This window comes from Candidatus Poribacteria bacterium, assembly GCA_028820845.1.
Taxonomy (GTDB): domain Bacteria; phylum Poribacteria; class WGA-4E; order WGA-4E; family WGA-3G; genus WGA-3G.
Genome location: JAPPII010000114.1, coordinates 202127 through 226046, shown reverse-complemented (window position 1 = coordinate 226046; position 23920 = coordinate 202127). Strand labels below are relative to the sequence as shown.

Below are 23920 nucleotides of genomic sequence, written 5' to 3'. Positions count from 1 at the left end.
CCAGCATATCCAGTGTATACTCGGGTTCATCATCGCTATAAGCACCTTCTAAACCCCGCGCAGGGATAGGCACTATAGCGTTACACGCCTCGCGAGTGCCTTTATAGTCAGGATTTACTGCGACCAGCATATCCAGTGTATACTCGGGTTCATCATCGCTATAAGCACCTTCTAAACCTCGCGCAGAAATGGGCTTCTCAAGGGGCTGCTGTGCTTCAATGTCCGCTTTCTTCAACTTCTTAGTTGGATTTCCCATATCAACTTCCTCCATATAGGTATCATTTCACCTCATTTATCCGATACGTTTCGCACAAAAAGTCTTCAAGCTCCTCAAAGGTATCAAAAATCCGTTCACACAAATTCTCAAAAAAGATACTCCGCGTCTCACTGTAAACCGCATACACCGGTTTATTATAACGGGAAGCGTAGTTCATTTCACTCAACACACCCGGTGACAATTTGTCCGTAGGATAGAGAACGACCACAAAATCGCTCTGGTGGATAAATTGGTAATCCCGCGAAATCGTTCGCGTTTTAATCTGTTCAATCACATCATCATCCATCTCACTCATCGTTGGGGGCAGGTTCAGCGGGTCAGCACCATCAACTTTCGCGCGGGTAACGAGTGCCATATCCTTAATAGAGAGCGGGTCAAAGACAATAAACGAACGACTCAACCGTTCGCCCATCTCACGGATTTTCTCAATCTCCTCTGGGGTGTCACTTAAGAGCGTAATTGGATAACTGAGATAGAAGACCGGCTTCCTCGGCGAAAAGAGGAGTTCATAGAAATTTTCGAGATCGTGTTGTTTAGCGACAGCGTAATAGGGTTTCTCAATAAGTTGTGCCAATTGCCGAGTCAGGAACTCTTCCTCATCCAACCAGACATTGAGGGTCGCTTTCCCAGTGCCTGACCATTGCACAGACTGTTCCATCCGTTCCGATATATCGGTGATATTATCAACAACGTTGATGAGCATGTCGGGTTGGATAATTTCAATATCCTTGTAAGAGAATCCTTCAAGGAGACTGCCACGCCACCGAAAAGAGGCATGCAATCCGATAATAGCATGTTGATAATCTGCAGCGAGTTGCGCGATTTCATAGAAAGCCGTCCGCCGTGCTAACGATAGAACCGCTGGATCCGAATCAAGCACCTTTTCCGTAAAATCAACGTGGGATTCCGCCCCGATTTGGCGCATAAAGTCCCCGACATTAAAGAAACCGATATTCAGCCCTTTTTGCACACAGAAGGTCGCGAAATCTGCCATTAACTCCTTGCGTCCCGAACAACTGATGCCGGTACAGATGACTTTCATAACTTCAAAGCCTCCTTAGACTCTGGCAACTTCCTCAAGCGGAATCACTTCAGCCGTCCCAGCTTCAATTTCAGCAACGCTTTGCTCTAACCTTTCGGCGACCTCTGGACGCAATTCCAATCCCTCATCGGGATCGTAGTGATAGTCCTCCAGCGCGAGTTCCAGGAGTTCATACGCAACGAAAAACTCCCGAAATGCCTCCGATAATTTCTGGTAGGGCAGATTCTCTTTGAGCAGCAAGGTAACCTTCGCGTGGACAATAAAGAGTTCCTGATTAACCAACGCATGCAGCAATTTCCGATATTCCGCTTCTGGCAACTCGGCGATTTTCTTTTCTGGCATTGGATCGCTTTTGAGGTAGCCTCCCATTCGGCGGACCATCCGTTCCTCCAGCGTCGTCTTGCGATTAGTGAGGATATATTCGCGATGCCGCTTTAACTTCTTAGCGACTGAAGTATGCATATCCAACCCGTCAAGTGGATCCTCTTCGTATTCCTCCAACCATAAGGCAAGACTTTCATATCCGCAGAAGAATTCGCGGAATTCTGTCTCCAATCGCTCCCTGTTTTTCGGTGAACTGTGTTCACTGAGCAATACAAGCAGCCGTTCGCGCGAAGCAAGGATGGACTCAGAAACAAGCCTCTGTAGGAGGACACATAATTCAGCGCAGGACATATCCTTTATTTTCTTCATCTTAATGCTCCTTTGCTAACGATTTCAGTTGTGCGAGTGCCTCTTGCTCTTCCATTTGCCACGGACGATGCGCCGGTTTATCCCGCTTCCGCGGCGGTCCACCCAGAACGAGAATATACGCACGTCGCACTTCTGCTGTAGTGTTCGGCGCGGAATAGTGCAAAGTTCTACAGTGATGGAACGTCGCCCCACCAGCAGGTATCGGACACGCCACCGCCTCTGATGTGTCAACGTCATCTGTTACCAACCCATGCACGAGCGGATCGTTGTCAATATGACGGTGCCAACGTACCTGACCCTTGTGCGATTTCGGGATGAATTGGAGACAGCCGCTCTCAACCGTCGCTTTGTCAAGTGGCAGCCAGACACTCAAACTATGCGGCACAATTTCAGGATTCCAGTACGCCTCATCTTGATGCCATGGGGTTTCGTTACCGTAGTGCGCAGGCTTCAAAATCATGTGCCCACCACCGTTGACCTTCTCGGCTTCGACACCGAGCAGCTTCGCAGCAAGCCGATGCGCGTTTCGGAAATAGACCGTCTCACGGAGTTCAGGAAACTGTGCCTCTGGACCTAATACCTGGGGCAACGTCTCCCGTCCGTTGTGCGCACGTGGACCCGCCAGATCAAAATAGCGTCCCTCCGCTTCCCCAGTCCGCTCCGTGAAGAGCTCGTCATAAATCCCCTTGAGCCATTCAATCTCTTCATCCGTTGTGATGCGCGGAATGCTCAGATACCCATTATCCCGAAAAAACGCAACCTGTTCACCAGTCAAATCAACCTGAAAGTCAGCCTTGAAATTCATAACTATCACCGAATCAAAATATCGTAAGGCAAAATCGTAACGACTTGTATCCCATCTTCAAAACCAAACAGACTCAGCCAAGTCAGAACATGCTCCGACCGAGTCCCTAACATCGCCAGCAGCGGATCACTCACTACCAATTGTAGCGGCACCTGAACCGATCCCTCCATATCTTCAATCATCCGCTCCATAAGCTGCTCAAAAAACGGTTTTTGCTTTGGTAACACCATCAGGTTAACTTCGTCATCAGCAGAGAAACCCGCCTGCTCCTTAGCAATAGAGAGTGCCGTGTCCAGTCCACCGAGTTCATCAACGAGTCCAAGTGCTTTCGCCTGTTGACCCGTCCAGACGCGTCCCTGCGCAATCTCATCAATTTCAGCAAAGGATTTGTTCCGTCCCGTCGCTGCCTTACCGACGAAATCTTCATAGATCGTCTTCATCATCTTTTCGACACGCTCGCGCTCGGTAGGCGTAAAACCGGCGTAATCTGAATAGAGGGTGGAATTCCGCCCATACCTGATGATTTCCTTCGTTAGACCGACTTTGTTATAGAGACCTTTCATGTTCAGTTTACCACCAAACACACCAATAGAACCCGTCAACGTACTTGGATGCGCAACAATTGTCCCCGCTGCCATGGCGATATAGTAGCCACCCGATGCAGCGACATCGCCCATCGAAACAACGACCGGTTTTTCGCGTTGTGTCAACATCACTTCACGCCAAATTAGGTCGGAAGCGAGTGCAGAACCGCCCGGACTGTCTATACGGAGCACAACCGCCCGAACGGAATCGTCGGTACGGACTTTCTCAAACGCCTCCTTTAACACACTCGGTGTAATCACTGCCATTGAACCGAAAAGCGATTCAATACTCGGCAAGATAGGACCGTTGGCATAGATAAGTGCAATCTGATTCTCGGAGGTGGGTTGCGCGCGCTGCGGTGGATTGAGCATGCTGAAGAGCTGCATAAGTCCAGCGAAACTGTTCATATCCGGGACTTTTCGTTTGCGTTCACCATCCGGTTCCACGACTTGAACATCCTCGTTTTCAGATGCCGTTTTCAGTGCCGTTAGGAGCTCGTCGTAATATTGAAGCGCATCAACCAATTTCTCTTGTAGTGCCTCTTCCGCCGTAAAGGGACCGCGGTCCATCAAATCCGACGCGCTTTCTGCTGTAATACCCTCTCGACTCTCAGCGATATGGTTTAGCAATTGCGCGTACAAATCGTCAAGTAGCGTTGTCATCGACTCACGGAATGCATCCGACATCCCATCGCGCATGTAGGGTTCGACACCGGATTTGTATTTTCCCATGGCCAGCATATCGGCTTGGATATCCAACTTATCCAATAAACCCTTATAGAACATAATCTCGGCGCGTAAGCCGGTTAAATTCAGACCGCCTGCAGGTATCAAAACGACGCGATCCATCGTAGCCGCGAGGAGATACTCGGCATTTCCGCCGCCTTCCAGATACCCGATCGTCTCTTTTCCCGCTGCTCGGAATTCGTGAAGTTTGCTGCGGATCTCTTGGAGTGTCGCCCAGCCGATACTTACATCGTCTATTTTGAAGACAATCCCAGCGATGTCATCATCTGTTTTGAGGGCATCTAATTTTTTAAAGAGTCCGCGCAGCGTCTGCGTTGCGGACGTACCAAAGGTACTAACAACTTTCGTATCAGCATAGGCACCCTTCAGTGTGAATTCAGCATAATTCTTTACAGGCAGCACCGTTTCTTCCGCCGCGTGTTCCTCGGCGAGCACAGGCGAAACAAGAACAAACAACATTAGCAGAAATGCGAATTTTTGTAATAACCTCATCTATCTTTTCCTCTCCTTTTCTATCCTATTTAACGCTGCTATTTTATCACAAAATGCTGAGTGTGTCAAGTCTCAAAATGGCTATATGGCTATTCCCCGATGCGCTGGGCAACGAGTACCAAATCCAAAACGTTGACGATACCATCACCATTAAGGTCCGGCGAATTCTCCCCAAAACGCGAAGCAACAAAGGTCAAATCTAAGATGTTGACAACGCCATCTCCGTTGACATCCGTAGGAGTTTGTGTCAAGACAGGCGTAAAATCCCATAGAAGAATAGTGCCGTCCCAACTTCCACTCGCAAGCATTCTACCATCCGGCGAAAATGCCAATTCTTCGACATCACTTGTATGTCCCTTGAGGATAGCAGTAGGTGGTTCTTGAATATCGTGCGTCCGGAAAGTCGTTGCATCCCAGAAAAAAATGGTGCCGTCCCAATCACCACTCGCAAGCGTTCCACCATCCGGCGAAAATGCTAACGCGTCAACCGCAATTGCGTGTCCTGTCAGGGTAGAAAGCCGTTGTGTTGTATCCGTATCCCATAGCTGAATCAGTCCGTCCGCGCCCCCACTCGCTAAGGTTCTACCATCAGGTGAGAACGCTAACGCATAAACATCATCCCTACTCCCCTGAGTTACGTCCTGTTTTCCAAGGGTCGCAAGGCGTTGTCCTGACTCGACATCCCACAGCAAAACCGCGCTATCCCCGCCGCCACTTGCTAAGGTTGTGCCATCCGGTGAGAACGCTAACTCAAAAATCCAATGTATATGCCCTTCAAACGTCGTCAACTGCGCCCCGGTTGTTAAATCCCATAAGAGAATAACATCATTCAATCCATCCACAGTTGCAAGGGTTCTACCGTTGGGAGAGAACCTCGTGGTTGTGCTGACAGACCCGTGTTGCAACGTGAGGTGTGCCAGCGTCCCACCCCTTGCACGCCAGAGATGCACGTCTCTGTCAGTCCCACCTGTACTGGCAAAAGCCACACCATCTGATAAAAAAGTCGCTGCTCGAATCCAACGCGTATCCCCAGTGATGAAGGATTCCTGCACTTTTGCTGTCCCTATATCCCATACACGTAGGACACGGTCCTCGCTCCCACTCACAAGCATCTTACTATCTTGCGAGAACGCAAGTGCCGTAATATATCCTAAGTTTGCATGGAGAATCGCCTTAGATTCGGTATAGATAGTATTCGGTGCCGACAGCCTATTAACATCCCACAACCGAGCCGTATTATCTTCACCCACACTCGCAAGGGTTCTGCTATCCGGGGAAAACGCCAGAGAAAGGATGGGACGGGTATGTGCCGTAAGGACTGCTATCTGCCGATGTGTATTTGCATCCTACAAGCGAATTGCGTTATCCTCACCCTCACTGGCAAGAAGTGTTCCATCCGGTGAGAAGGCAACCGCAGAAACAATCTCTGTAGGTTCAATAAAACTCCAGCGCGACTGGCGCGTGTCCATATCCCACAACTGAACTCTATTACCTCTATCTCCACTCGCAAGGGTTCTACCGTCCGGAGAAAACGCCAGCGTCAACACTTCAGGTCCCACGCGAATAGCGTCGTGTTCACCCGTAGCGACATCCCATAACCGAATCATGCCATCCCGACTGCTACTCGCAAGCGTTCGACCGTCCGGGGAAAACGCTACAGCCGTGACACCTCCCCCGCGTCCTTCAACCGTGACACCTGCGTGTCCTTCAAAGGCTCCACGATGTTGGGCGGTAGGGACATCCCACAACTGAACGACATCCTCATAATCCGCCCCACTCGCAAGCGTTCTACCGTCCGGGGAAAACGCCAGTGTTATGACCCGCCGCCACCATTCATGTCCTTTAACCGTAGTGAGGAGTTGTTTCGTGGAAATATCCCATAAGAGCACTGTTCCGTCCATTCCACCACCCGCAAGTATCGTCCCATCCGGCGAATACACACACGAATGGATGCCACGCACATGATCGGTGAGTAAATCGACTTCTTGATAGGTCTGCGCATCATAAAGCCAGATGCCTATGGAACTTGCCACGGCAATTTGTGTTCCATCCGGCGAAAACTGGACATCAGTAGCGTCGCCTATACCGAGGCGCGCGCTGGCAGTTTCAGGTAAATGCCACCGTGTGGAATCTTCAGTGAAACCTTCGGGTAAAAATAATACTAAGGTCAACAGCAGAGCAATAAGAAAAAAGAAAAACTGGGATTTTTGCATTTTTTACTCCAATTCTTGGTTGAAATGGTTCGCAACAAGCATCAAATCCAGAATGTTTATGATACCATCACCGTTGAGGTCCGGTGAAGCCTCTCCAAAACGCGAAGCAACAAAGGTTAAATCCAAAATATTGACAACACCATCTCCATTGACATCCGCAGGTATCTGCACACGTGTCAGAGACTGCAGTTGGATTGTCCCATCAAGACTCGCACTCGCCAGTATACCGCCATCAGCATCCGGCAGAAATCTCAAAGCAACAATCGGGGCAGCATCACCTTCAAAAGCCGCTTGTAATTGCCCGGTTTGCGGATGCCATAAACGAACGCTGTTACCCCAACCCGCACTGGCAAGTGTTCCACTATGAATATCTGGTGAGAACGCTAAAGCAAAAACGGGTGTGATGTGGTCTTCAAACGTCGAAAGCAGCCGCCCGGTGTGTGGATTCCACAAACGGATTGTGCTTCTCGCGTCCGGGTGCCAATAGCTACCGCTCGCTAAAATTTCATTGTCGGGCGAAAAGGCGAGTGCCTGAATTGAATCGGTGTGCGCTGAGAGACTGTGCCGGAGTTGACCGGTTCCCACATCCCACAACAAAATCGTGCCGTAAAAACTGGTGCTCGCAAGTGTTCTACCGTCTGGTGAGAATGCCAATGTGGTAACCATATCCCGATGCCCCTGAAGGACAGCATGACGGGCGGTTTGCTCCGAGGTTAAGTTCCACAAGCGAATCTCTCTGAAACTCCCACTGGCGAGCGTATTACCATCTGGCGAGAACGCCAATGCCACAACCGGATCGGTGTGTCCTATGAAATCTGCGCTATGTTCACCCGTTCGCGCGTTCCAGAGATGAACAATCCCCTCCTCACTCGCAACCGCAACCGTTTGCCCACCCTCCTTCTCGCTGGAAGGTGAAATCGCAAGCGCGATTACATCGTCTACCAGAATGGGGAATGACGTTACAGTATTTCCACTATAAGTGTCATATAATGCAATACCGTTTGGGCTTGCAACAGCGATTTGCGAACCATCCGGGGAAAAGGTTATAGCATTTAGGGTCGTTGCGCCGAGGGATACCTCGTCACTATCAGGCACGCGCCATTGTATCCCATCTCGCGCGAAGCCGCTGGGTAGGAACAAAGCATAAACGAATAGAAGGGTAAAAAGGTGAAATGTGTATGCCGTCAGTTTTCGGCTTTTGGAAACCATCAGAGACCCTCGGACACTTGTTGTAGCATAGACTGTTAAGCAGCAATTGGGGTTACTGATAACTGAAAGGATTACGCAGTAATCCGTACTGACGACTGACAACTATTAAAGGATGTATCTGCTCAAATCTTGATCCTCAACAATATCTGACAACTCCGATTTCACGTATTCGGCATCAATAACAACACTGCCTGCTTCGAGATCCGGTGCATCAAAAAACAGATTCTCAAAAAGCTTTTCCATGATCGTATGAAGCCGCCGCGCGCCTATATCCTCAACAGATTCATTCACCTTGAAGGCCAGCGCAGCAATCTCACCTATCGCATCTTCTGTAATCTCTGCTGCTATTCCTTCCGTTTGGAGCAGCGCAGCATACTGTTTCACGAGCGCGTTCTTCGGTTCAGTCAGAATCGATTTAAAGTCGCTTTTATTTAGGCTTTTCAGTTCGACGCGAATCGGAAAACGTCCCTGTAACTCTGGAATCAGATCCGATGGACTCGAAACGTGAAACGCACCCGCAGCAATAAAAAGAATATGATTTGTGCGAATCGCACCGTATTTCGTCGTTACTGTGCTACCCTCAATAATTGGGAGAATATCGCGCTGCACACCCTCACGGGAGATGTCGGGACCATGCCGAGATTCGCGACCCGCAATCTTGTCAATCTCGTCGAGAAATACAATACCCGAATTCTCAACGCGCTGAATCGCTTCACTGATGACAGCATCCATATCAATCAACTTTTCCGCTTCTTCCTGCATCAGAATCGTGCGCGCCTCGGATACCGGCACGCGACGTTTCTTCGTCTGGTTCGGGAGGATATTGCTGAACATGTCCTTAAAATTAATGTCCATCTCCTCAACACCACTCGGCGAGAAGATCTCCACAAACGGCATATTCTGATGCTTAACGTTGATCTCTACAGGTTTATCCTCAAGTCTCCCCTCGCGAAGCCAATCCCTAAATCTTTCACGCGTTTTCAGATACCGTTCACGTTCCTTCTCCCGCGCCTCTTCGGCTTCGACTTCAGGATCAGGACCCAGATCGAACGGCAATTGAAGGAGTTCATCTTCCTCCTCATCCTCCGATTCCTCGAGTGTATCTTCTTGTAAACGAGGCCGCTGCTGTAATGAACGTGGCACCGGGAAAATATAATCAAGAAGACGTTCCTCGGCAGCCTCCCGCGCCTTTTCCTCTACCGCTTCTGTCTGTTCAGATTTCACACGCCCAATAGCCGTCTCTGTGAGATCCCGAATCATGGATTCAACATCACGACCCACGTATCCTATTTCGGTATACTTTGAGGCTTCCACTTTGATGAAAGGCGCATCAACGAGCCGTGCGAGTCTGCGTGCAATCTCAGTTTTACCGACCCCTGTTGAACCTATCATGATAATGTTCTTCGGTGAGACTTCATCTTGTATATCTTCTGCTAACATCTGACGGCGCGCCCGGTTTCGGAGCGCAATCGCAACAGAACGTTTCGCTTCAAACTGACCGATAATATACTTATCCAATTCCTCAACAATCTGTTGCGGTGTAAGTGCATTCGCTAAAGTGCTCTTTCCATCTTTTACATTTACATTCGATTTCTCCAAAGGTAACCTCCCGAACATGGCTATCAGCGGTCAGCAGTCAGCAGTCAGCAGATCGTTGGATGTATTACAAACGTTGGTCATCCCCACAATGTTCTCTTGACTGACAACTGATTGCTGAAGGCTGACTACTATCTTATTGTGTCAATTTCAATTTGAGCGTTCGTATAGATACAGATTTCACTCGTCAGTTGCAGTGATTCTGAAATAATCTCTCTCGCAGTCAAGTCTGAGTGTTTGAGCAGCACCTTTGCCGCAGCAAGCGCAATAGGCGCACCAGAACCGATCGAAAGAACATCGTCGTCTGGCGCAATCACATCACCGTTTCCCGAAATCAAATAGCCGTCGGTAGCGTCTATAGCAATCATCAGCGCATCTACTTGTCTCAGCACTCGATCACTACGCCACTCCCGCGCCAGTTCCACCGCTGATTTCTGAAGATTCCCGCGATACTGTTGCAGCTTCTTCTCCAAATTTTCATACAAGGTGATTGCATCTGATGCAGAACCCGCGAAACCAATCAGCACCCGATTGTCGTGAATCTTACGGATCTTTCGCGCCCCGTGTTTAATCGCTGTATCGCCTAAAGTTACTTGACCATCACCGCCGATAGCAACCTCGCCATTGCGGCGAACGGCTAAAATCGTTGTTGAGCGAATTTGCATCCTAAGTTACTTTCCCTCATTTTTTGCAGCATACGCCATAAGCCACACGCACATTTGGCGTTGATTCCTGTTAGTTTGCGCAGAATTCTAACATAAATTAACACGCAATGCAACAATAATTGGTTTACTGAACTCATCAATCTTCGGTGTGGAGACTCCATCCTTTAGGTTGGGGAGGAAACACCGCCTCTTTTTCTTTTGACAAAATATGTCAAAAATGATATGATTTTTATATCACGGTGGCAGGCATAATCAGCGTTACCGCTTGGTAACGTGTCTGCCAACCCACTGATTAGGGGTAAAAACCGTGAAGCCGTGAAACACAATGAAAAAACAGAAACAGCATCGTAGAACCTACAAATACCAGATACGCGAACATCCGAAAAACAAACGTTTGGGCAATATGCTTGACGACCTTGCTGATGTGCATAACCACTTCTTGAAGTTGGAGAAACGCTATTACCGCATCTATGGTAAATATGCCGGACGCTATCGCCTGCAACCGCATTTGACAGATTTGCTCCAACGGACGAAAAAACACTGGGCATGGATACCGCGGGACACCCTTGACGCTGTGATTATCCGCTTGCATCTTGCTTGGGAAAAGTTTTTTGATTTCAAAAAACATGGTGGTCGAAAAGTCGGTATGCCAAAGTTCAAACGCAAAGACCGTTATCGTTCTGCGAAGTTTCAATCTGCCTATCTTTTGGAAGAAGAACGCGTCCGTATCTCTTTCAAAGCATGGGATGACACTTCGCAATCCTTTAAGTTCAATAAACGTTGGTTTTCTTTCCACCAACATCGTGAGTGGAAAGGTAAAGTGTATTATATCCAGATCCTTCGCGACAGTGTTGGGACCTACTGGCTCTATGTCGTGACCGATGATGCCTCTAAAGCAGTCCTGCCCGCTACGGGTGAAAGTGTAGGCGCAGACTTCGGCATGAAAGACGCTTTTCTCACTCTCAACACCGGTGAGAAAATACAATCCCCCCAATTCCTGAAACAGTCCTTGAAACAACTTCAAACCCTCAACAAAAGCCTTTCTCGTAAAATCAAAGGGTCTCACAATTGGTGGCGTGCCGTCAGAGGATTGGCACGACTCCATCAGCAAGTTGTCAACCAGCGCAAAGACTGGCACTACAAACTTGCCACAGACCTGTGCCGAAGGTTTGACCTGATAGCCACCGAGACGCTGAACCTTGAAGGTATGAAACGTCTTTGGGGACGCAAAGTCTCTGATCTTGCTTTTGGACAGTTTGTTGAGATATTGAAGTTCAAGTGTTTCAAACATAATCGTGAATATCGTCCTGTGGGACAGTGGACACCGACGACAAAGCCGTGTTCGGATTGTGGGTATCACAACAAAAATCTTTCTCTTTCTGATAGACAGTGGACATGTCCCGAATGTGGCTCTCACCACGATAGAGACGTAAACGCTGCGATAAACATCTTACGGGCTGCTTGCGATCCCGCTGTGGAGACGATGTAAGTCGATTCTCAAGAGTCGCTGTTGTCTACGAAGCACAGGTTTCCCCTGCCTTTAGGCAGTGGGTGCCTTGACATTATGAACGCTCTTGTTAAGAGACGCACCAACACATTTTTATAAAGAATTAGAAAGTAGAGAATTCTGGGGTCTCTGTATGTCATAGCACCTATCGATACGCTTCTGTACTCGTCAACTCACACCTATTTCCAGACATAGAACAGAAGGAAACTGAAAAACTGTAATGCCCCCATAAAAATACCGCATCTGATTCCTGCCACCCCCACATGCTGATACCCACGACTTCCCGAAGCGTCTTTCGCCTTGCCAACCACACCGAAAAAATAGGGACACAACAAGAAGGTAAGCAAAAAACTGACCGGTACAAAAGCTGGCACCGATGCAATCTGGGGCATCTGATCTACCTGCGCAGCATTCCATACCCACAAATGGGACGCACCAAGTCCGTAAATAATGACGCTTCCAAACGCAGCACCGATACCCGTTGCAGTCGCTGCCAACACACCTATTCCTATGGAACCTACCTGTGAATCGTCGGATTCATCAACAAAACGGACCCGGAAAATCATCTCGAACCGCTGATAACAGTAGGCTGCCAATGTCGCGAATACCACCCAGTTGAGGATGATACCAATCGGTGTTGTTACACTCGCCAGAAAATCTGAACGTAGATAAAAGATCAGCCGCGCTTTCCGAGAGAACAGCCAGTCCATCGGCAGGTATGTCAAGGTCATCGCAAGACCAAAAACGGAACTATTTGAAAGCAGTGAGGCATCTTCGTCAATCTGACGGATACAATAGATGAACAGCGCAACTGCTATCAGGACGTTTGGATACAGAACCCAGATAGTGCCAACCCGGCTTGCTATTAAGAACGTTAAAAGCGTTATTCCTGTTACAGTAAAAACCGCCTTGTCCGCCTTGCTGCCCATACGTCTCCCACACATCTTTACCGACTGCTGTCGCCCTGAAACTTAATCACCAACTGATCACCTGTCAGTTTCGCTCCAGTTGTTTTTTTGTTCGAGAGGCTCCGTGGTAACGCAACGTGCTGCTTGAAATTGCCCACCGTGATAATCAACTCATCCCCGTGTTTCGTCAATCCGATCTCCTCTTTGGTCAGGAAGGGAAGGCGCATCGACAACTGATACGCATCTGCTGTCTTGCGGAACTGGTATGGACTTTCGTTAGAAAACTGGTCCGCTGGGTCAATCTCTGCATAGAGCGCATCCGCCAACCGGTGCAGCCCGGCTTCACCTACAATTTCTTCGGCAAAGAGATTCACCTTCCAGATTGGTACGTCCGAGAAGTAGTTCACTGCCTCTTCAATATAGTGCTGCTGCGTCTGTTTCCACGCTTCAAAATAGGCACTATCAACCCCATCAGGAAAAATGCGGTTAATAATCACAGCATCTATACAGAGTCCATAAAGACAAAAGTACATGAACGCGCGCTGCGTCTCCTTGATCACTATTTTCTCCGGATTCGTCACCAACCGCACCGTCGTGATCTTCGGATCTGTCAGCACATCCTCAATCCCCTCCAATTTACCAAAGAGGTCTTGGATATTCTGGAAGTAGCTATCTTTCGGAATCGGAACTGAACTCACCCGTTCAATCACTGGCCCCGCAACCCTCGCAAGACTCCGCTCCAACTTGAAGATGTGGTTCATGTACCACTCCAGTGTCGTCGGAATGCTGACAAACCGAAGCGACTCACCTGTCGGCGCACAGTCCAAGATAATCACATCGTACCGCTTTTCGCGGACATACTGGTTGATATAGAGGAGGGCGCAAATCTCCTCCATCCCCGGAAACACCGCAATCTCCTCGGCAACGAGATTGTCAAGTCCCGAGCGGTTCAGCAACGAACGGATGTAGTTGTATACATCATCCCAGTACTCAACGATTGCCTCTTGAACGTTAATCTCCTGTATCCAGAGATTCTCGCTGATTTGGATCTGTTTCTCTTCGTGTTGGCAAACTAATTTTTCGTGGTTATCGAAGGCATCGCGAAGTGAATGCGCCACATCGAGTGAAATGACAATCGTCTTATAGCCGAGTGCAGCAAGTCGAATACCCGTGGCGGCAGCGATGGTCGTTTTACCAACGCCACCTTTACCTGTGTAAAGAATGATACGCATTATCTAAATCCATTTCTGCTATAGGCCTTGTGTGCACGTTACAGTATAACACAAAAGAAGTTGACATCGCAAAGACAAAAACGGATAAAAATGACTATCAACCGTCAATAGCGAAAAATTTGACAAAAGCCAGCTCCCATGATATAATATTGTCTTGTTGTGTTCACAATCGTACAAACACACCCTTTGAAGTTTGTATGTGATAAACAACAAACTACAAAAAGCCTTGTAAAAGAGATAAATTGTGTAACGAACAGCACAATTTCGCTGAAGGAACAGGAAATCATGGTACTGAAAACGAAAACCTATTTTCCGAAAGCAGACAAAGATATTAAATGGTATGTCGTCGACGCTGAGGGACAGATACTCGGACGTTTGGCTTCGCAAATCGCACAGGTCCTGCGAGGCAAACACGATCCGCGATTCACACCTCACGCCGATTTAGGTTTTCGCGTTGCTGTCGTGAATGCGGAGAAGATAACCGTCACTGGAAATAAAAGGGAACAGAAAACCTATTTTAGGCACAGCGGCTACCCGGGTGGCGATAAATATCGGACCTTTAACGAACAGATGGATCTAAAGCCCGAGGCTATCATCACCAACGCCGTTAAGGGGATGCTCCCAAAGGGTTCCCTCGGTAGACAGCTAATGAAGGGACTCAAGGTCTACACCGGACCGTCTCACCCGCACCAAGCCCAGCAACCCGAAGTTTTAACGTTTTAATAGTTTTCGGTTATTGGTTCGCTTCGCTGTTGGTTTTTGGTACTTGGTAGTTGGTACGAATCAACACTGAACGTGTGTATGGCGTTCGTCGAGTTAAGAGCGGTTTGTAATGTTGAAAACCGTTGCCACTGCTACAGCACTAAACTTATAACCAACAACTTATAACTTATAACCAACAACTATGGAGATTATGAGCAGTATGGCTATTGAACAATTCTGGGGAACCGGCAGACGCAAAACATCCGTCGCGCGCGTCCGAATCATCCCTGGGGGTGAAGGCAACATTCTCGTCAATAAGAGACCTATCGAGGAATACTTCGATCGATCCGACCACGTGCAGGAGGCAAAACGCCCAATTGAGCACGTTGAGAAGAGCGGCGAGTATGCTGTTCGCATCAACGTCAAGGGCGGCGGAAATACCGGACAAGCAGGCGCGATTTCACACGGCATCGCACGCGCACTCGTCAAAGCAGACGAATCTTTGAAGCCTTCCCTAAAAAAAGCAGGTTTCTTGACACGCGATCCGAGAATGGTCGAACGGAAGAAATACGGACAGAAAGGCGCACGCGCACGTTTCCAATTCTCCAAACGTTAAAAGGGCAACGCTGTTCGCTCGTTTCGGACTCAGAAGAGGTTTTGTATGTCAAACATTGTCATCTTAGGCGCACAGTGGGGTGACGAAAGTAAAGGAAAACTGACCGATGTCTTTGCCGCAGATGCGGATGTTGTCGCTCGCTATCAAGGCGGCGATAACGCCGGGCATACCATCGTTCTCGGTGAAAAAACTTTTATCCTTCACCTAATCCCATCGGGTATCCTTAGACCTGACACTGTGAATGTTATCGGCAACGGGGTCGTCATCAACTTGGAGACGCTTTTCGGTGAGATTGACCGGTTACAAGCACAGGGTGTTGAAGTCAGCAGCGATAACTTGAAAATCAGTGATCGCGCCCACCTCATTCTGCCGTATCATAAGGCGGTCGAGCAGTGGGAACAGATGGGCAGTGCTACGAAGATCGGAACAACTTCACGGGGTATTGGACCCACTTACTCCGATAAGATGAACCGACACGCCGGCATTCGCGTCGGTGACCTGCTCGAGTTTGACAATTTCCAAAAGAAACTTGATTACAACCTCGAAACCAAAGCCGAAGCACTCCAAATAGGCGGATCCGAGCGGCACGTTCTCCTTGAAACCTACTACGCCTACGCAGAACGCCTCGCGCCCTATGTAACCGACACTGTCGCTTACATGCACGACGTACTCGCCGCTGAAAAACGAATACTCTTTGAAGGCGCGCAGGGAACCATGCTCGATATAGATTTCGGCACCTATCCCTACGTTACCTCATCCAACTGCACCGCTGGTGCTGTCTGCACGGGACTCGGCATCGGTCCGAAGGCAATCAAAGAGGTACTCGGTGTCTCTAAAGCCTACGTCACACGCGTCGGCGGCGGCCCTTTCCCCACGGAGATGCCACCTGATCTCGATGAAAAGATTCGGGAAATCGGCAAAGAATACGGTGCTACTACACAACGTCCGAGACGCTGCGGTTGGCTCGACTTGGTCGCACTCCGATATGCAGCTCAGATTAACGGACTCACTGCCATCGCAATGACAAAACTCGATGTCTTTGATACACTCGCTGATTTGCAAGTGTGTGTAGCTTACCGCTATAAGGGTGAACGGATAACGACTTTCCCCAGCAGTCTAAGCGTCTTAGAGGAATGCGAACCCGTCTACGAAACACTTCCTGGATGGCAACAGCCCCTCACTGAAGCGCGTACAGCGGCGGATATTCCGCAACTGACGAAAGACTATGTCGCGTACGTCTCTGACTATCTCGGCGTGTCAATTCCAATCATCTCTGTTGGACCCGATAGAGACCAGATTGTCCAATTAGGACGACCGCTTTGGTAGCCTGCCAAAACGTAAACTTTTCCCGAATTCTTGCGTTTTAATTTGACATCCACCTGAAAGTATGGTATCATTAAATGTTGGTGGTTTGAGCCGTTAGCTCAGCAGGTAGAGCATCTGACTTTTAATCAGGTGGTCACAGGTTCGATTCCTGTACGGCTCACCATTTTTTGGCCCCCGTCGTCTAGCCTGGCCAAGGACACCGCCCTTTCACGGCGGCGACACGAGTTCAAATCTCGTCGGGGGTATTTTATCGCAAATAGCACCGTCAAAAAGACAAGCCCCATACCCCAAGGGGCTTGTTTGTTTATCAGAGAAGTCTCTTTAGGGAATACTATGCACAAACTAAAAGTTTATGCTACAAGGCAGGCTTTTCTAACCACCTCTTTGATGCTGCTCCTCTGCCTCTATACCGCTGTTGGTATTTGCCAAACGCCACAACCCAGTGCCACCCTCCACGGGACATGTGTCGATGCTGAAAACGGGCAACCCATTTCCGATGTGCTGGTCCGCGCTGCTCCCGAAAAAATTGAACAGGTCTACCCTGATCGCGACTTCGCACACGCAACAGCAACAGATGCCGAGGGGTCTTTCTCACTGACCATCCCCAATGAATCCGAAACCTATTACGCCTTCTCACTCATGGCACTCCATCCACAATATCAATCGAAACTCCTGAGACAAGAGATGTCCACTGATAAGAATCACTACGATTTAGGCGAAATAGCACTGAGACCGACTTTATCCTTACGAGGAAACATCTCTGGCGGCGAAAATAGCCAAGGACTCATTGTGAACCTAAAGATGCACGACAAATCCGCAGACTTCTTCCGCGCCGCCGCACCCATCGAACACGCAGCAAAAACTGATACCACAAGCAACTTCCAATTCTCTGACCTCTATCCCATCGAATACACGTTGACAATTTCCCAAAACGGTGTTATCATAGCGTTTATAAACGCTATCAATCCACAAGAACAGCCACACATTTCTATCCAACTGCCGAAATTGAAGACCCTATACGGCATGGTCATCGATAGACAGAAACGCCCGATAGCAGCAGCGCGAATTTACGCAACGCGGCACAGAGAAACGCCATTCGGACACAGTGTGCTTCTTGTATCAGGACAGTCGGACGATACGGGCAAGTTTCAGATGCAGGTGTTAGAAACCGAAGCACAATATCTCTCGTTGGAAATTAGCAAGAGAGGTTATTTCTCCAGAATCTACCAGAACGTCGTCATCGGAAAAGAACCACTGATTGTCCTACTTGAAAAGGGGATGACTGTTAAGGGACACGTTACTTTGCCAGGGGATATTGATCCAGAAACACACTATGCTGTGAAGGTCTTTCCTGCGGAGGCACCGATGGAACCGAGCCTCAACCCGTTAGTGTTGCATAAACCGCTTCTATCAAGACATTTTCCTGCAACAGAATCCACCTTCACCGTGGACGGACTTTTTTCGGGGCTATATAGGCTCTATATTGTTGGAGATGGTATATCAGCAACGGCTATCAATGTGGAAGCGTCACCAAACAGCGAAGCGGTTCCTATTATAGCAGATCGTCCCACAAGCACACTACAGGGTCAAGTACGCTGGGCAGATGCAGATGAACCCGTGCCTAACGCTGTCGTCTCGCGTTCTTGGTATCCGTGGGAATTGAACCCGTCCGATATGTCAATGACCCTGGATCGATTTGAGGTGGAAACCGATACAGATGGGAAATTTAAATTCGACAACCTCACTGAGAAACCCTATCAACTGTACATTCGCGCTGTCGATGCGGAATTTGAAACCGCCACAAACCGTTATCAACGGATAAACATTCACAAGCAGGTCGAGATACCCATCCCCGGCACCGGATATCGTATCTATATAGGGAAACGAGATGGCACTCCATTCGCAAAATAGCGCACACACACCGCGTGCCGTTTGCCTCAATACAGTTATTCTTGTAGTAGTTATCGTCTTCCAATCACTCGCGTTCCCAATAGACGCGGCGTTGCACGGCACTTATTCTGATGGCGAAAGAATCGTCCGTCGGGAGACTGCCCTGCCTGAAGTGGCGGGAGACTACTATCGGACACCGGGTAAATTTATAGAATCCGAAGGCGACACCCGTTGGTTCGGACCCGAAATCGACAGTCGAGTGCTTTGTCCGAACACACCCAACCAATTCAATAAAGCCGGATTTTTCGACATCATTTATACCAGAGAAGATGCCATAGTCTGGCCCTCCTCAAGACCCGGAAAGGTTTGGTGGTACCGGCAACAAGAGTGGCGGTTCGCAACTGCTGATACGCCGTGGGGCACGGACACTGTTCATCTTACACTTATATCTGAGATCGGTTGGGGAGACATCGACGCAGTGAACACTGTTACGGGATTCCCATGGAGCGGGTTTGAAGAACACTGGCGACAGGGTGATGCTATAAAATCTAAGGCGGACGTAACGGGTTATTACCGATACGAACACGACGGAAAGAAATATCTCACACCGAAGTATTACAAACACGGCACTTTGAGTTATCTTTGCGCAACCGGGGGAGGGCAGTACAATTTGAAGGTCCTGACACACACAGAGGGACACTTTACGCCACCGGAATTTCGACCCGAACTTAATAGACTCAGCCGCCGCGAAAGAGGCACGTCGAAAGAAACGGCGGATTGGTATGACTGTATACTGCTGAAATAGACGCATAAACATCCACAACATGAAAAAAAATGCCCGCGCTTTGAGCGCAATCCTCATCATCTTTATGTTTCTCATTTTGCAAACAGAAGTGTCTGCTGTTATCTGGGAAGACCTTTTTGAACAAGAGGCAAAAGACGACTGGCAACATATAGGGGACAACGCCATCTGGAAAGTTGAAGACGGTCTTTTGAAGACAGAAATCCACGCACAAGCGGAGTGGAGCACCGTATTTGAATTGTATCAATTCATCGCCTATCCCGGTCCCTACAACGACTTTACAATTACCCTCGAAACCGTAGGCGCGACAGATGTCAGATTCGGTATCGCCCTCGCAAAGCATTTCCTGAATATTGCTACAGACGTAGACGAATACGGCTACTACCTCTTCTTCACCAATGATATGCGAGTCTCCAGAAACGGCAGCATATTCGTCGGACCCGGCAAACGCTGGAACACAGACGAACTCCAACAAATGACCTTACACTTCAAAAGCGGTAGGTTTCAACTACAGGCTGACGGCGAACCACGTCTCGACTTCAGAGATGCCAACTTCGACCATATTGATAGCATCGCCTTCGTCCTCGCAGGATTCGTCACAGAAGATGTCGATATAGGCAGCGCGTGGGTAGACACATTCATAATCGACGGACTCGCTGTCTCTCCAAAACGGAAACTCACAACCACATGGGCAAGCCTAAAACAAGAACCTTTTTAACTATTGCTTCTGAGCTGCTGCGTCCGTTGTCCTTGCAGATTTTAAATATTTAAGAAACCTTTCATAACCTCAAACAGGTTTTTCACCAATTGTAGAAAATCAACGGTATGAATGCCTGATGGCATTCCCCGGATGCCGACAACGGAGGGTCTTTAGAAAGCCCATACGCGGCTTTCTCCCGCCCAGACATAATCGTTAAAAAATGCGAAAAAATTTAGACCTCATCTTTGATGCATTTCTCCTCGTCCTCGTCCTCGGTGTTGTCCTTTGGAACAACCACGCCAGAGCGCGGTTAAATCCAGGCGAACGCGCACATCCACCGAGTTCAGGTTCTTATTACAGAACCCCCGGCGTAAACGGAATGTGGTTCGGCCCCGAACTCAATTCCCTCACGCTCTGTAAAGGTGTCCACAACCCCTACAACAACAGAGGACAGTTTGACATCGTAGAAACCATTGAGAGCGCAACCGTTTCGGCTTCACGGATTCAAGGCGCGGTCCGTTGGTATCGTGGACAGTGGTGGTATTTCGGTACAGACAATACACCGTGGGGTACAAATTACTCCTACATCACACTCTATGACGATTTAGGTCCGAGTGAGATTAGCACTGGCGGTGGAACAACCGGATACCCTTGGAGCGGCGTTGAACGACACTGGCGCGATGGGAACATCATCCGTGCACAAGCCTCCATAACGGGTTGGCGGCGGTATGCACGCGGATCCGAACTCTGGATCTGCCCGATGTACTACAAAATCGGTGGATGGGAAGGCGAAACCCTTGAGGTTAACTGCAAAACACTCAGGACATGGTTTCCGCCTGATTGGAATGTTCTTAAACAACTCGACGGGGACTTTGGTCCGCCAACCGAACGTGAACCGGGTGTCCTCAGTCGAAAAGGAAAGAAAACACAGCAGTGGTACGACTGCATAAAAATCAAATAAACATCAAACCAAATTACACGCCATGCAAAACAAAAACGCAATCTTCCTCATACTCATTTATATTTTTACCACCTGTCTTCTCCCAGCATCTGCCGAGGAGTGGCACGACGATTTTGATGCCGAAAACCCGGAAGCGTGGCGCGTTGTGGGAAACGGTTCCCTCTGGAAAGTGACAGATGGATTTTTACGTGTAGAAGTTAAACGCGAACGGGCGGTGGAATACGAACTCTATCAATTCACCGCAATCCCGGGTCCCTATCGAAACTTCATCGTCACAATAAACGACTTCGGTGGCGACAAGACGCGTTTCGGTTTCTGCGTCGGACGGCACTTCCTCGATACACCCGAAGAGGATCCGTTCTTCTACGTGTTCTTTCCCGACGAAATCAGAGCAAGGCGTTTCAACGGTAAAGGGACCAGCCATCCCTTCCGAACTCGGCTCTCCAGAGAACCTCGCACCCGTTGGGAAACGGATGCCCTGACAGAAATGAAACTCTATTTTAACGCAGGATATTTTGTTCTATTCACAGACGGGAAATACCGGACAACATTCCAAGACCTCAACTTCGACGAGATAGAGATTCTCGGCTTCGTCATGGAGGGGATTAATATCGCAAACCAATGGGAAGGCACAGCATGGGCAGACTCCTTCACTATCTCCAGCCTCAGCCTCACCCCAGAGGCACGATTGACTTCAACGTGGGGGCAACTCAAAACGAACCAATAGTCTTGCCTATCCTTTTCCCTTAAAAATGGTAGGCGAGGTTTCTAACCTCGCCTATTTCAAAACACACGGCAAACTTACTTTATCCGCCTCTCGTACTCGTCGTGTTTTCCGATCCAAAACCAGGATAGACCCTCCTCATCTTCAGTTGCCATTGCTCGATAACTCAGTCCAACTCTCGCTACCCAATACTCGCCAACCTTCTTTAAGCCAAGAGAAGGGTGATTTGGATTTCGCTTCAGCAGTTCAAAATTTTTGTCTGCCAGTTCTTGAATAACTGAGGGTAGGTCGTGATAATACTCCCAAAACTTACTAAAGTTTGGACAATTTTAAGAATTATAGTGCGCGAAAGCAAAAAAAGAGGTATCCTTTCAAAAAACATACAACCGTTTTGAAAGGAAGGTAAACGGGATGCCTCATGCATTTTTTTAAGTCGGATTCAGGTTAAAAATGTTACACTAAAGTTACACCACTTAACATTTGATAATATACGTATCTATTGGTAGAGAACACAGTGGCCGTAAGGGTTTATAGGCGTTTTTCCTTTGATTTTTCTGCTGTGGGCAAAAAAACAATTTGACGAAAAGTGGAACATTTTGGCTATTTTGGGTTTTTCAAGATTAGCGTAAAACTTATTTTGTGTATAGTATAATTATATCATACTTTTGGACGGGTGTCAAGTTTTTTATGTTCTATCGGCAGAGCCATTCAATTGTCGGTTTTTTTAGACATTTCTGCGGAGGGGTCGCGAGCCTAAAGAAACACCCAAGCAAAAACACTCGCTCGGACAGCGCAGAGTGCTTCGGCAGAAAATCAAAATTGTTGGAGAATTGAATGCCTCTGGTTCTATCGGGTGTGTCTCTATTTTGTCTGTCAGCATCAGGATTTGCGGGATTCAAGGATTTTCAGGGGTGGCAAAGGTTTCCAGGCACAACCTAACAGGTTATGCTACAAAACGGAGCGAACCTACTCAAAAATGTAAGCGATAAGTAGATTTGGGATTAGTTAAATTGGATATAACATTCCTTAATCAGTAGTTAGGTTTTATTTATCAAGGGTTAATCGTTTCCATTCTGCCTCGGTGAGTCGCCAACCTATTCTCACTTTGCCTGACTCACTCAACAAAGGCTCAACCCGACATTCATCTTGCAACTTTTCAAGAATTTCCCTATGTATCCGACCGGGGGACCGTCCCTTTTCCCGGCCTCTCTCATATGTTCCCATTTCTTTGCCTATATATGTAGCCTCAATATATGGCTGTCCACCATCCGGATCAGGTTTACACTTCTTAGGAGGAATGTCTACATATCCGCTCTCTCGTGCGTTCTTTAAAACATCTATGACTGCATCCTTAAGTAGTCCTATCGCTCGATCTGTGCGTAATCTTACGTGATTCATCTGTAACATCTCCTTTTTTAGGAAATTCAAACAAGCAAAAACCTAATAAAATCAAGGGGTTCATAGCGGTTTTTCCGAAAATTTTTCAAATCCCAAAACTACTTATTGCGAAAATATATTACATTCTTGTTCGGGAATGCTTGACTGGGGCGCGTCCCCAACAAGTTGGGGCATCCAGAAAAATTACCGATTTAAATTCTTAAACTTCATACAAGTAGATTGGGCTGAATGGAAGATAAAAACCAGACAGCCGCTCCACAGAAACCTTTGGATTTTCAAAACCCAGGTGAAACCTAATATACCATTACATCAACATCGATAGCATAGCACACAACACAGGCAAAGTCAAGCGAAAAGCCCGAACTTGTAAAGAAGCAAATTTGTAATTTTTTCTTTTTTGTGATATATTATCTAAACCAGTTTGGGTGGCACTGCTACGAATCGGATCCCATACCGATTTCTGCCACCCTCCCACCGTAGCAGAGGGATGAAAGGACTGGAACTGGAAAACCCTGTTTAATTTGAAATCACGTAAATTTTGAGAGGAAATTCTATGACAGATCAAAACAATCCTGAATATATATGAACTTAAAGAGGATTCTATTCGTCTGCAAGCGAGAATGGAAGAAGTAGATAAAGTTGAGTCGCGTCTGGGCGATCGGATTAAGGAGGTAAAGGAAGATCTAAAAGGTGAGATTCAGGTGGTCAAAAAGGACCTTCATGACAGAATAACCCGGTTAGAAACACGCCTGCAGTGGAGTATGGGGATCGCAGTTGCCGTCATTGCCATTATTGTGCCAGTACTTGTTAAATTTTTATCCAGTTAATAGC

The 23920-nt window shown here is 48.0% G+C and carries 24 protein-coding genes and 2 tRNA genes; 12 read left to right on the top strand and 14 right to left on the bottom strand.

Going from position 1 to position 23920, the window contains the following annotated elements; genetic code table 11:
- The 10 genes from OXN25_21450 to hslV all read right to left on the bottom strand — a co-directional run.
- Positions 1–256, bottom strand: a 256-nt coding sequence (locus OXN25_21450) for a hypothetical protein (protein ID MDE0427428.1), incomplete at its 3' end; no start/stop codon positions are given.
- Between the two features lie 22 nt (positions 257–278).
- A complete protein-coding gene (locus tag OXN25_21445) occupies positions 279–1319 on the bottom strand; it encodes a nucleoside 2-deoxyribosyltransferase (GenBank protein ID MDE0427427.1) in 1041 nt (346 codons plus the stop codon).
- A gap of 15 nt (positions 1320–1334) precedes the next feature.
- Positions 1335–2012 carry a hypothetical protein gene (locus OXN25_21440; GenBank protein MDE0427426.1) on the bottom strand — a complete coding sequence of 226 codons (678 nt, stop codon included), beginning with the start codon at positions 2010–2012 and terminating at the stop codon, positions 1335–1337.
- Between the two features lies 1 nt (position 2013).
- Entirely contained in the window at positions 2014–2817 is an 804-nt protein-coding gene (locus tag OXN25_21435) for a phytanoyl-CoA dioxygenase family protein (GenBank protein ID MDE0427425.1), read from the bottom strand.
- Positions 2818–2822: 5 nt separating this feature from the next.
- Complete coding sequence (gene sppA / locus OXN25_21430) at positions 2823–4640, bottom strand: signal peptide peptidase SppA (GenBank protein MDE0427424.1); 1818 nt, start codon at positions 4638–4640, stop codon at positions 2823–2825.
- Between the two features lie 89 nt (positions 4641–4729).
- Positions 4730–5965 carry a dockerin type I domain-containing protein gene (locus OXN25_21425; GenBank protein MDE0427423.1) on the bottom strand — a complete coding sequence of 412 codons (1236 nt, stop codon included), beginning with the start codon at positions 5963–5965 and terminating at the stop codon, positions 4730–4732.
- A 21-nt stretch (positions 5966–5986) separates the two neighbouring features.
- Positions 5987–6853, bottom strand: coding sequence for a WD40 repeat domain-containing protein (locus tag OXN25_21420; protein ID MDE0427422.1), 867 nt, complete (start codon positions 6851–6853; stop codon positions 5987–5989).
- Positions 6854–6856: 3 nt separating this feature from the next.
- A complete protein-coding gene (locus OXN25_21415) occupies positions 6857–8062 on the bottom strand; it encodes a hypothetical protein (GenBank protein MDE0427421.1) in 1206 nt (401 codons plus the stop codon).
- 105 nt (positions 8063–8167) lie between these two features.
- Entirely contained in the window at positions 8168–9661 is a 1494-nt protein-coding gene (gene hslU, locus OXN25_21410) for an ATP-dependent protease ATPase subunit HslU (GenBank protein MDE0427420.1), read from the bottom strand.
- A 128-nt stretch (positions 9662–9789) separates the two neighbouring features.
- Entirely contained in the window at positions 9790–10323 is a 534-nt protein-coding gene (hslV, locus tag OXN25_21405; protein MDE0427419.1) for an ATP-dependent protease subunit HslV, read from the bottom strand.
- A 325-nt stretch (positions 10324–10648) separates the two neighbouring features.
- Between hslV and OXN25_21400 the strand changes: the two genes are divergently transcribed.
- Entirely contained in the window at positions 10649–11812 is a 1164-nt protein-coding gene (locus tag OXN25_21400; protein MDE0427418.1) for an RNA-guided endonuclease TnpB family protein, read from the top strand.
- Between the two features lie 197 nt (positions 11813–12009).
- Here the strand turns inward: OXN25_21400 and OXN25_21395 are convergent, their stop codons facing one another.
- Complete coding sequence (locus OXN25_21395) at positions 12010–12759, bottom strand: hypothetical protein (protein ID MDE0427417.1); 750 nt, start codon at positions 12757–12759, stop codon at positions 12010–12012.
- 17 nt (positions 12760–12776) lie between these two features.
- A complete protein-coding gene (locus OXN25_21390; GenBank protein ID MDE0427416.1) occupies positions 12777–13970 on the bottom strand; it encodes an ArsA family ATPase in 1194 nt (397 codons plus the stop codon).
- 285 nt (positions 13971–14255) lie between these two features.
- Here OXN25_21390 and rplM point away from each other — a divergent pair, with 285 nt between their 5' ends.
- From rplM to OXN25_21340, 10 genes are all read left to right on the top strand, one after another.
- Positions 14256–14693: a 50S ribosomal protein L13 gene (gene rplM / locus OXN25_21385; GenBank protein MDE0427415.1), complete on the top strand. Its 438-nt coding sequence runs from the start codon at positions 14256–14258 to the stop codon at positions 14691–14693.
- A 199-nt stretch (positions 14694–14892) separates the two neighbouring features.
- Positions 14893–15288 carry a 30S ribosomal protein S9 gene (gene rpsI, locus OXN25_21380; protein MDE0427414.1) on the top strand — a complete coding sequence of 132 codons (396 nt, stop codon included), beginning with the start codon at positions 14893–14895 and terminating at the stop codon, positions 15286–15288.
- Between the two features lie 45 nt (positions 15289–15333).
- Positions 15334–16614, top strand: coding sequence for an adenylosuccinate synthase (locus tag OXN25_21375; protein MDE0427413.1), 1281 nt, complete (start codon positions 15334–15336; stop codon positions 16612–16614).
- An 87-nt stretch (positions 16615–16701) separates the two neighbouring features.
- A tRNA-Lys gene (locus OXN25_21370) sits at positions 16702–16777 on the top strand.
- 7 nt (positions 16778–16784) lie between these two features.
- Positions 16785–16859, top strand: a tRNA-Glu gene (locus tag OXN25_21365).
- An 88-nt stretch (positions 16860–16947) separates the two neighbouring features.
- Positions 16948–18525: a carboxypeptidase-like regulatory domain-containing protein gene (locus tag OXN25_21360; GenBank protein ID MDE0427412.1), complete on the top strand. Its 1578-nt coding sequence runs from the start codon at positions 16948–16950 to the stop codon at positions 18523–18525.
- Positions 18503–19309 carry a hypothetical protein gene (locus OXN25_21355; protein MDE0427411.1) on the top strand — a complete coding sequence of 269 codons (807 nt, stop codon included), beginning with the start codon at positions 18503–18505 and terminating at the stop codon, positions 19307–19309. The genes OXN25_21360 and OXN25_21355 overlap by 23 nt, the downstream gene beginning before the upstream one ends.
- A 19-nt stretch (positions 19310–19328) precedes the next feature.
- Positions 19329–20024 carry a hypothetical protein gene (locus OXN25_21350; GenBank protein ID MDE0427410.1) on the top strand — a complete coding sequence of 232 codons (696 nt, stop codon included), beginning with the start codon at positions 19329–19331 and terminating at the stop codon, positions 20022–20024.
- A gap of 202 nt (positions 20025–20226) precedes the next feature.
- A complete protein-coding gene (locus OXN25_21345; protein ID MDE0427409.1) occupies positions 20227–20967 on the top strand; it encodes a hypothetical protein in 741 nt (246 codons plus the stop codon).
- A gap of 22 nt (positions 20968–20989) precedes the next feature.
- Positions 20990–21694, top strand: coding sequence for a hypothetical protein (locus OXN25_21340; GenBank protein ID MDE0427408.1), 705 nt, complete (start codon positions 20990–20992; stop codon positions 21692–21694).
- A 74-nt stretch (positions 21695–21768) separates the two neighbouring features.
- On the opposite strand, the gene OXN25_21335 is transcribed toward OXN25_21340, so the two are convergent.
- Together OXN25_21335 and OXN25_21330 are read right to left on the bottom strand one after the other, a co-directional pair.
- A complete protein-coding gene (locus tag OXN25_21335; protein MDE0427407.1) occupies positions 21769–21966 on the bottom strand; it encodes a hypothetical protein in 198 nt (65 codons plus the stop codon).
- Positions 21967–22735: 769 nt separating this feature from the next.
- Positions 22736–23089 (bottom strand): hypothetical protein, encoded by a 354-nt coding sequence (locus OXN25_21330; protein MDE0427406.1) that lies wholly within the window; start codon positions 23087–23089, stop codon positions 22736–22738.
- Between the two features lie 620 nt (positions 23090–23709).
- Between OXN25_21330 and OXN25_21325 the strand changes: the two genes are divergently transcribed.
- Positions 23710–23916 carry a hypothetical protein gene (locus OXN25_21325; protein ID MDE0427405.1) on the top strand — a complete coding sequence of 69 codons (207 nt, stop codon included), beginning with the start codon at positions 23710–23712 and terminating at the stop codon, positions 23914–23916.
- Positions 23917–23920 lie beyond the last annotated feature (4 nt).

Coding starts and splice junctions, on each gene's coding strand:
- rplM (MDE0427415.1), top strand. CDS start 14,256: ATGGTACTGAAAACGAAAACCTATTTTCCGAAAGCAGACAAAGATATT.
- OXN25_21325 (MDE0427405.1), top strand. CDS start 23,710: ATGGAAGAAGTAGATAAAGTTGAGTCGCGTCTGGGCGATCGGATTAAG.
- OXN25_21375 (MDE0427413.1), top strand. CDS start 15,334: ATGTCAAACATTGTCATCTTAGGCGCACAGTGGGGTGACGAAAGTAAA.
- OXN25_21330 (MDE0427406.1), bottom strand. CDS start 23,089: ATGAATCACGTAAGATTACGCACAGATCGAGCGATAGGACTACTTAAG.
- OXN25_21340 (MDE0427408.1), top strand. CDS start 20,990: ATGCAAAACAAAAACGCAATCTTCCTCATACTCATTTATATTTTTACC.
- OXN25_21390 (MDE0427416.1), bottom strand. CDS start 13,970: ATGCGTATCATTCTTTACACAGGTAAAGGTGGCGTTGGTAAAACGACC.
- OXN25_21435 (MDE0427425.1), bottom strand. CDS start 2,817: ATGAATTTCAAGGCTGACTTTCAGGTTGATTTGACTGGTGAACAGGTT.
- rpsI (MDE0427414.1), top strand. CDS start 14,893: ATGGCTATTGAACAATTCTGGGGAACCGGCAGACGCAAAACATCCGTC.
- OXN25_21415 (MDE0427421.1), bottom strand. CDS start 8,062: ATGGTTTCCAAAAGCCGAAAACTGACGGCATACACATTTCACCTTTTT.
- OXN25_21400 (MDE0427418.1), top strand. CDS start 10,649: ATGAAAAAACAGAAACAGCATCGTAGAACCTACAAATACCAGATACGC.
- OXN25_21350 (MDE0427410.1), top strand. CDS start 19,329: ATGAAAAAAAATGCCCGCGCTTTGAGCGCAATCCTCATCATCTTTATG.
- hslV (MDE0427419.1), bottom strand. CDS start 10,323: ATGCAAATTCGCTCAACAACGATTTTAGCCGTTCGCCGCAATGGCGAG.
- OXN25_21445 (MDE0427427.1), bottom strand. CDS start 1,319: ATGAAAGTCATCTGTACCGGCATCAGTTGTTCGGGACGCAAGGAGTTA.
- OXN25_21355 (MDE0427411.1), top strand. CDS start 18,503: ATGGCACTCCATTCGCAAAATAGCGCACACACACCGCGTGCCGTTTGC.
- OXN25_21395 (MDE0427417.1), bottom strand. CDS start 12,759: ATGGGCAGCAAGGCGGACAAGGCGGTTTTTACTGTAACAGGAATAACG.
- OXN25_21345 (MDE0427409.1), top strand. CDS start 20,227: ATGCGAAAAAATTTAGACCTCATCTTTGATGCATTTCTCCTCGTCCTC.
- OXN25_21440 (MDE0427426.1), bottom strand. CDS start 2,012: ATGAAGAAAATAAAGGATATGTCCTGCGCTGAATTATGTGTCCTCCTA.
- OXN25_21420 (MDE0427422.1), bottom strand. CDS start 6,853: ATGCAAAAATCCCAGTTTTTCTTTTTTCTTATTGCTCTGCTGTTGACC.
- OXN25_21360 (MDE0427412.1), top strand. CDS start 16,948: ATGCACAAACTAAAAGTTTATGCTACAAGGCAGGCTTTTCTAACCACC.
- sppA (MDE0427424.1), bottom strand. CDS start 4,640: ATGAGGTTATTACAAAAATTCGCATTTCTGCTAATGTTGTTTGTTCTT.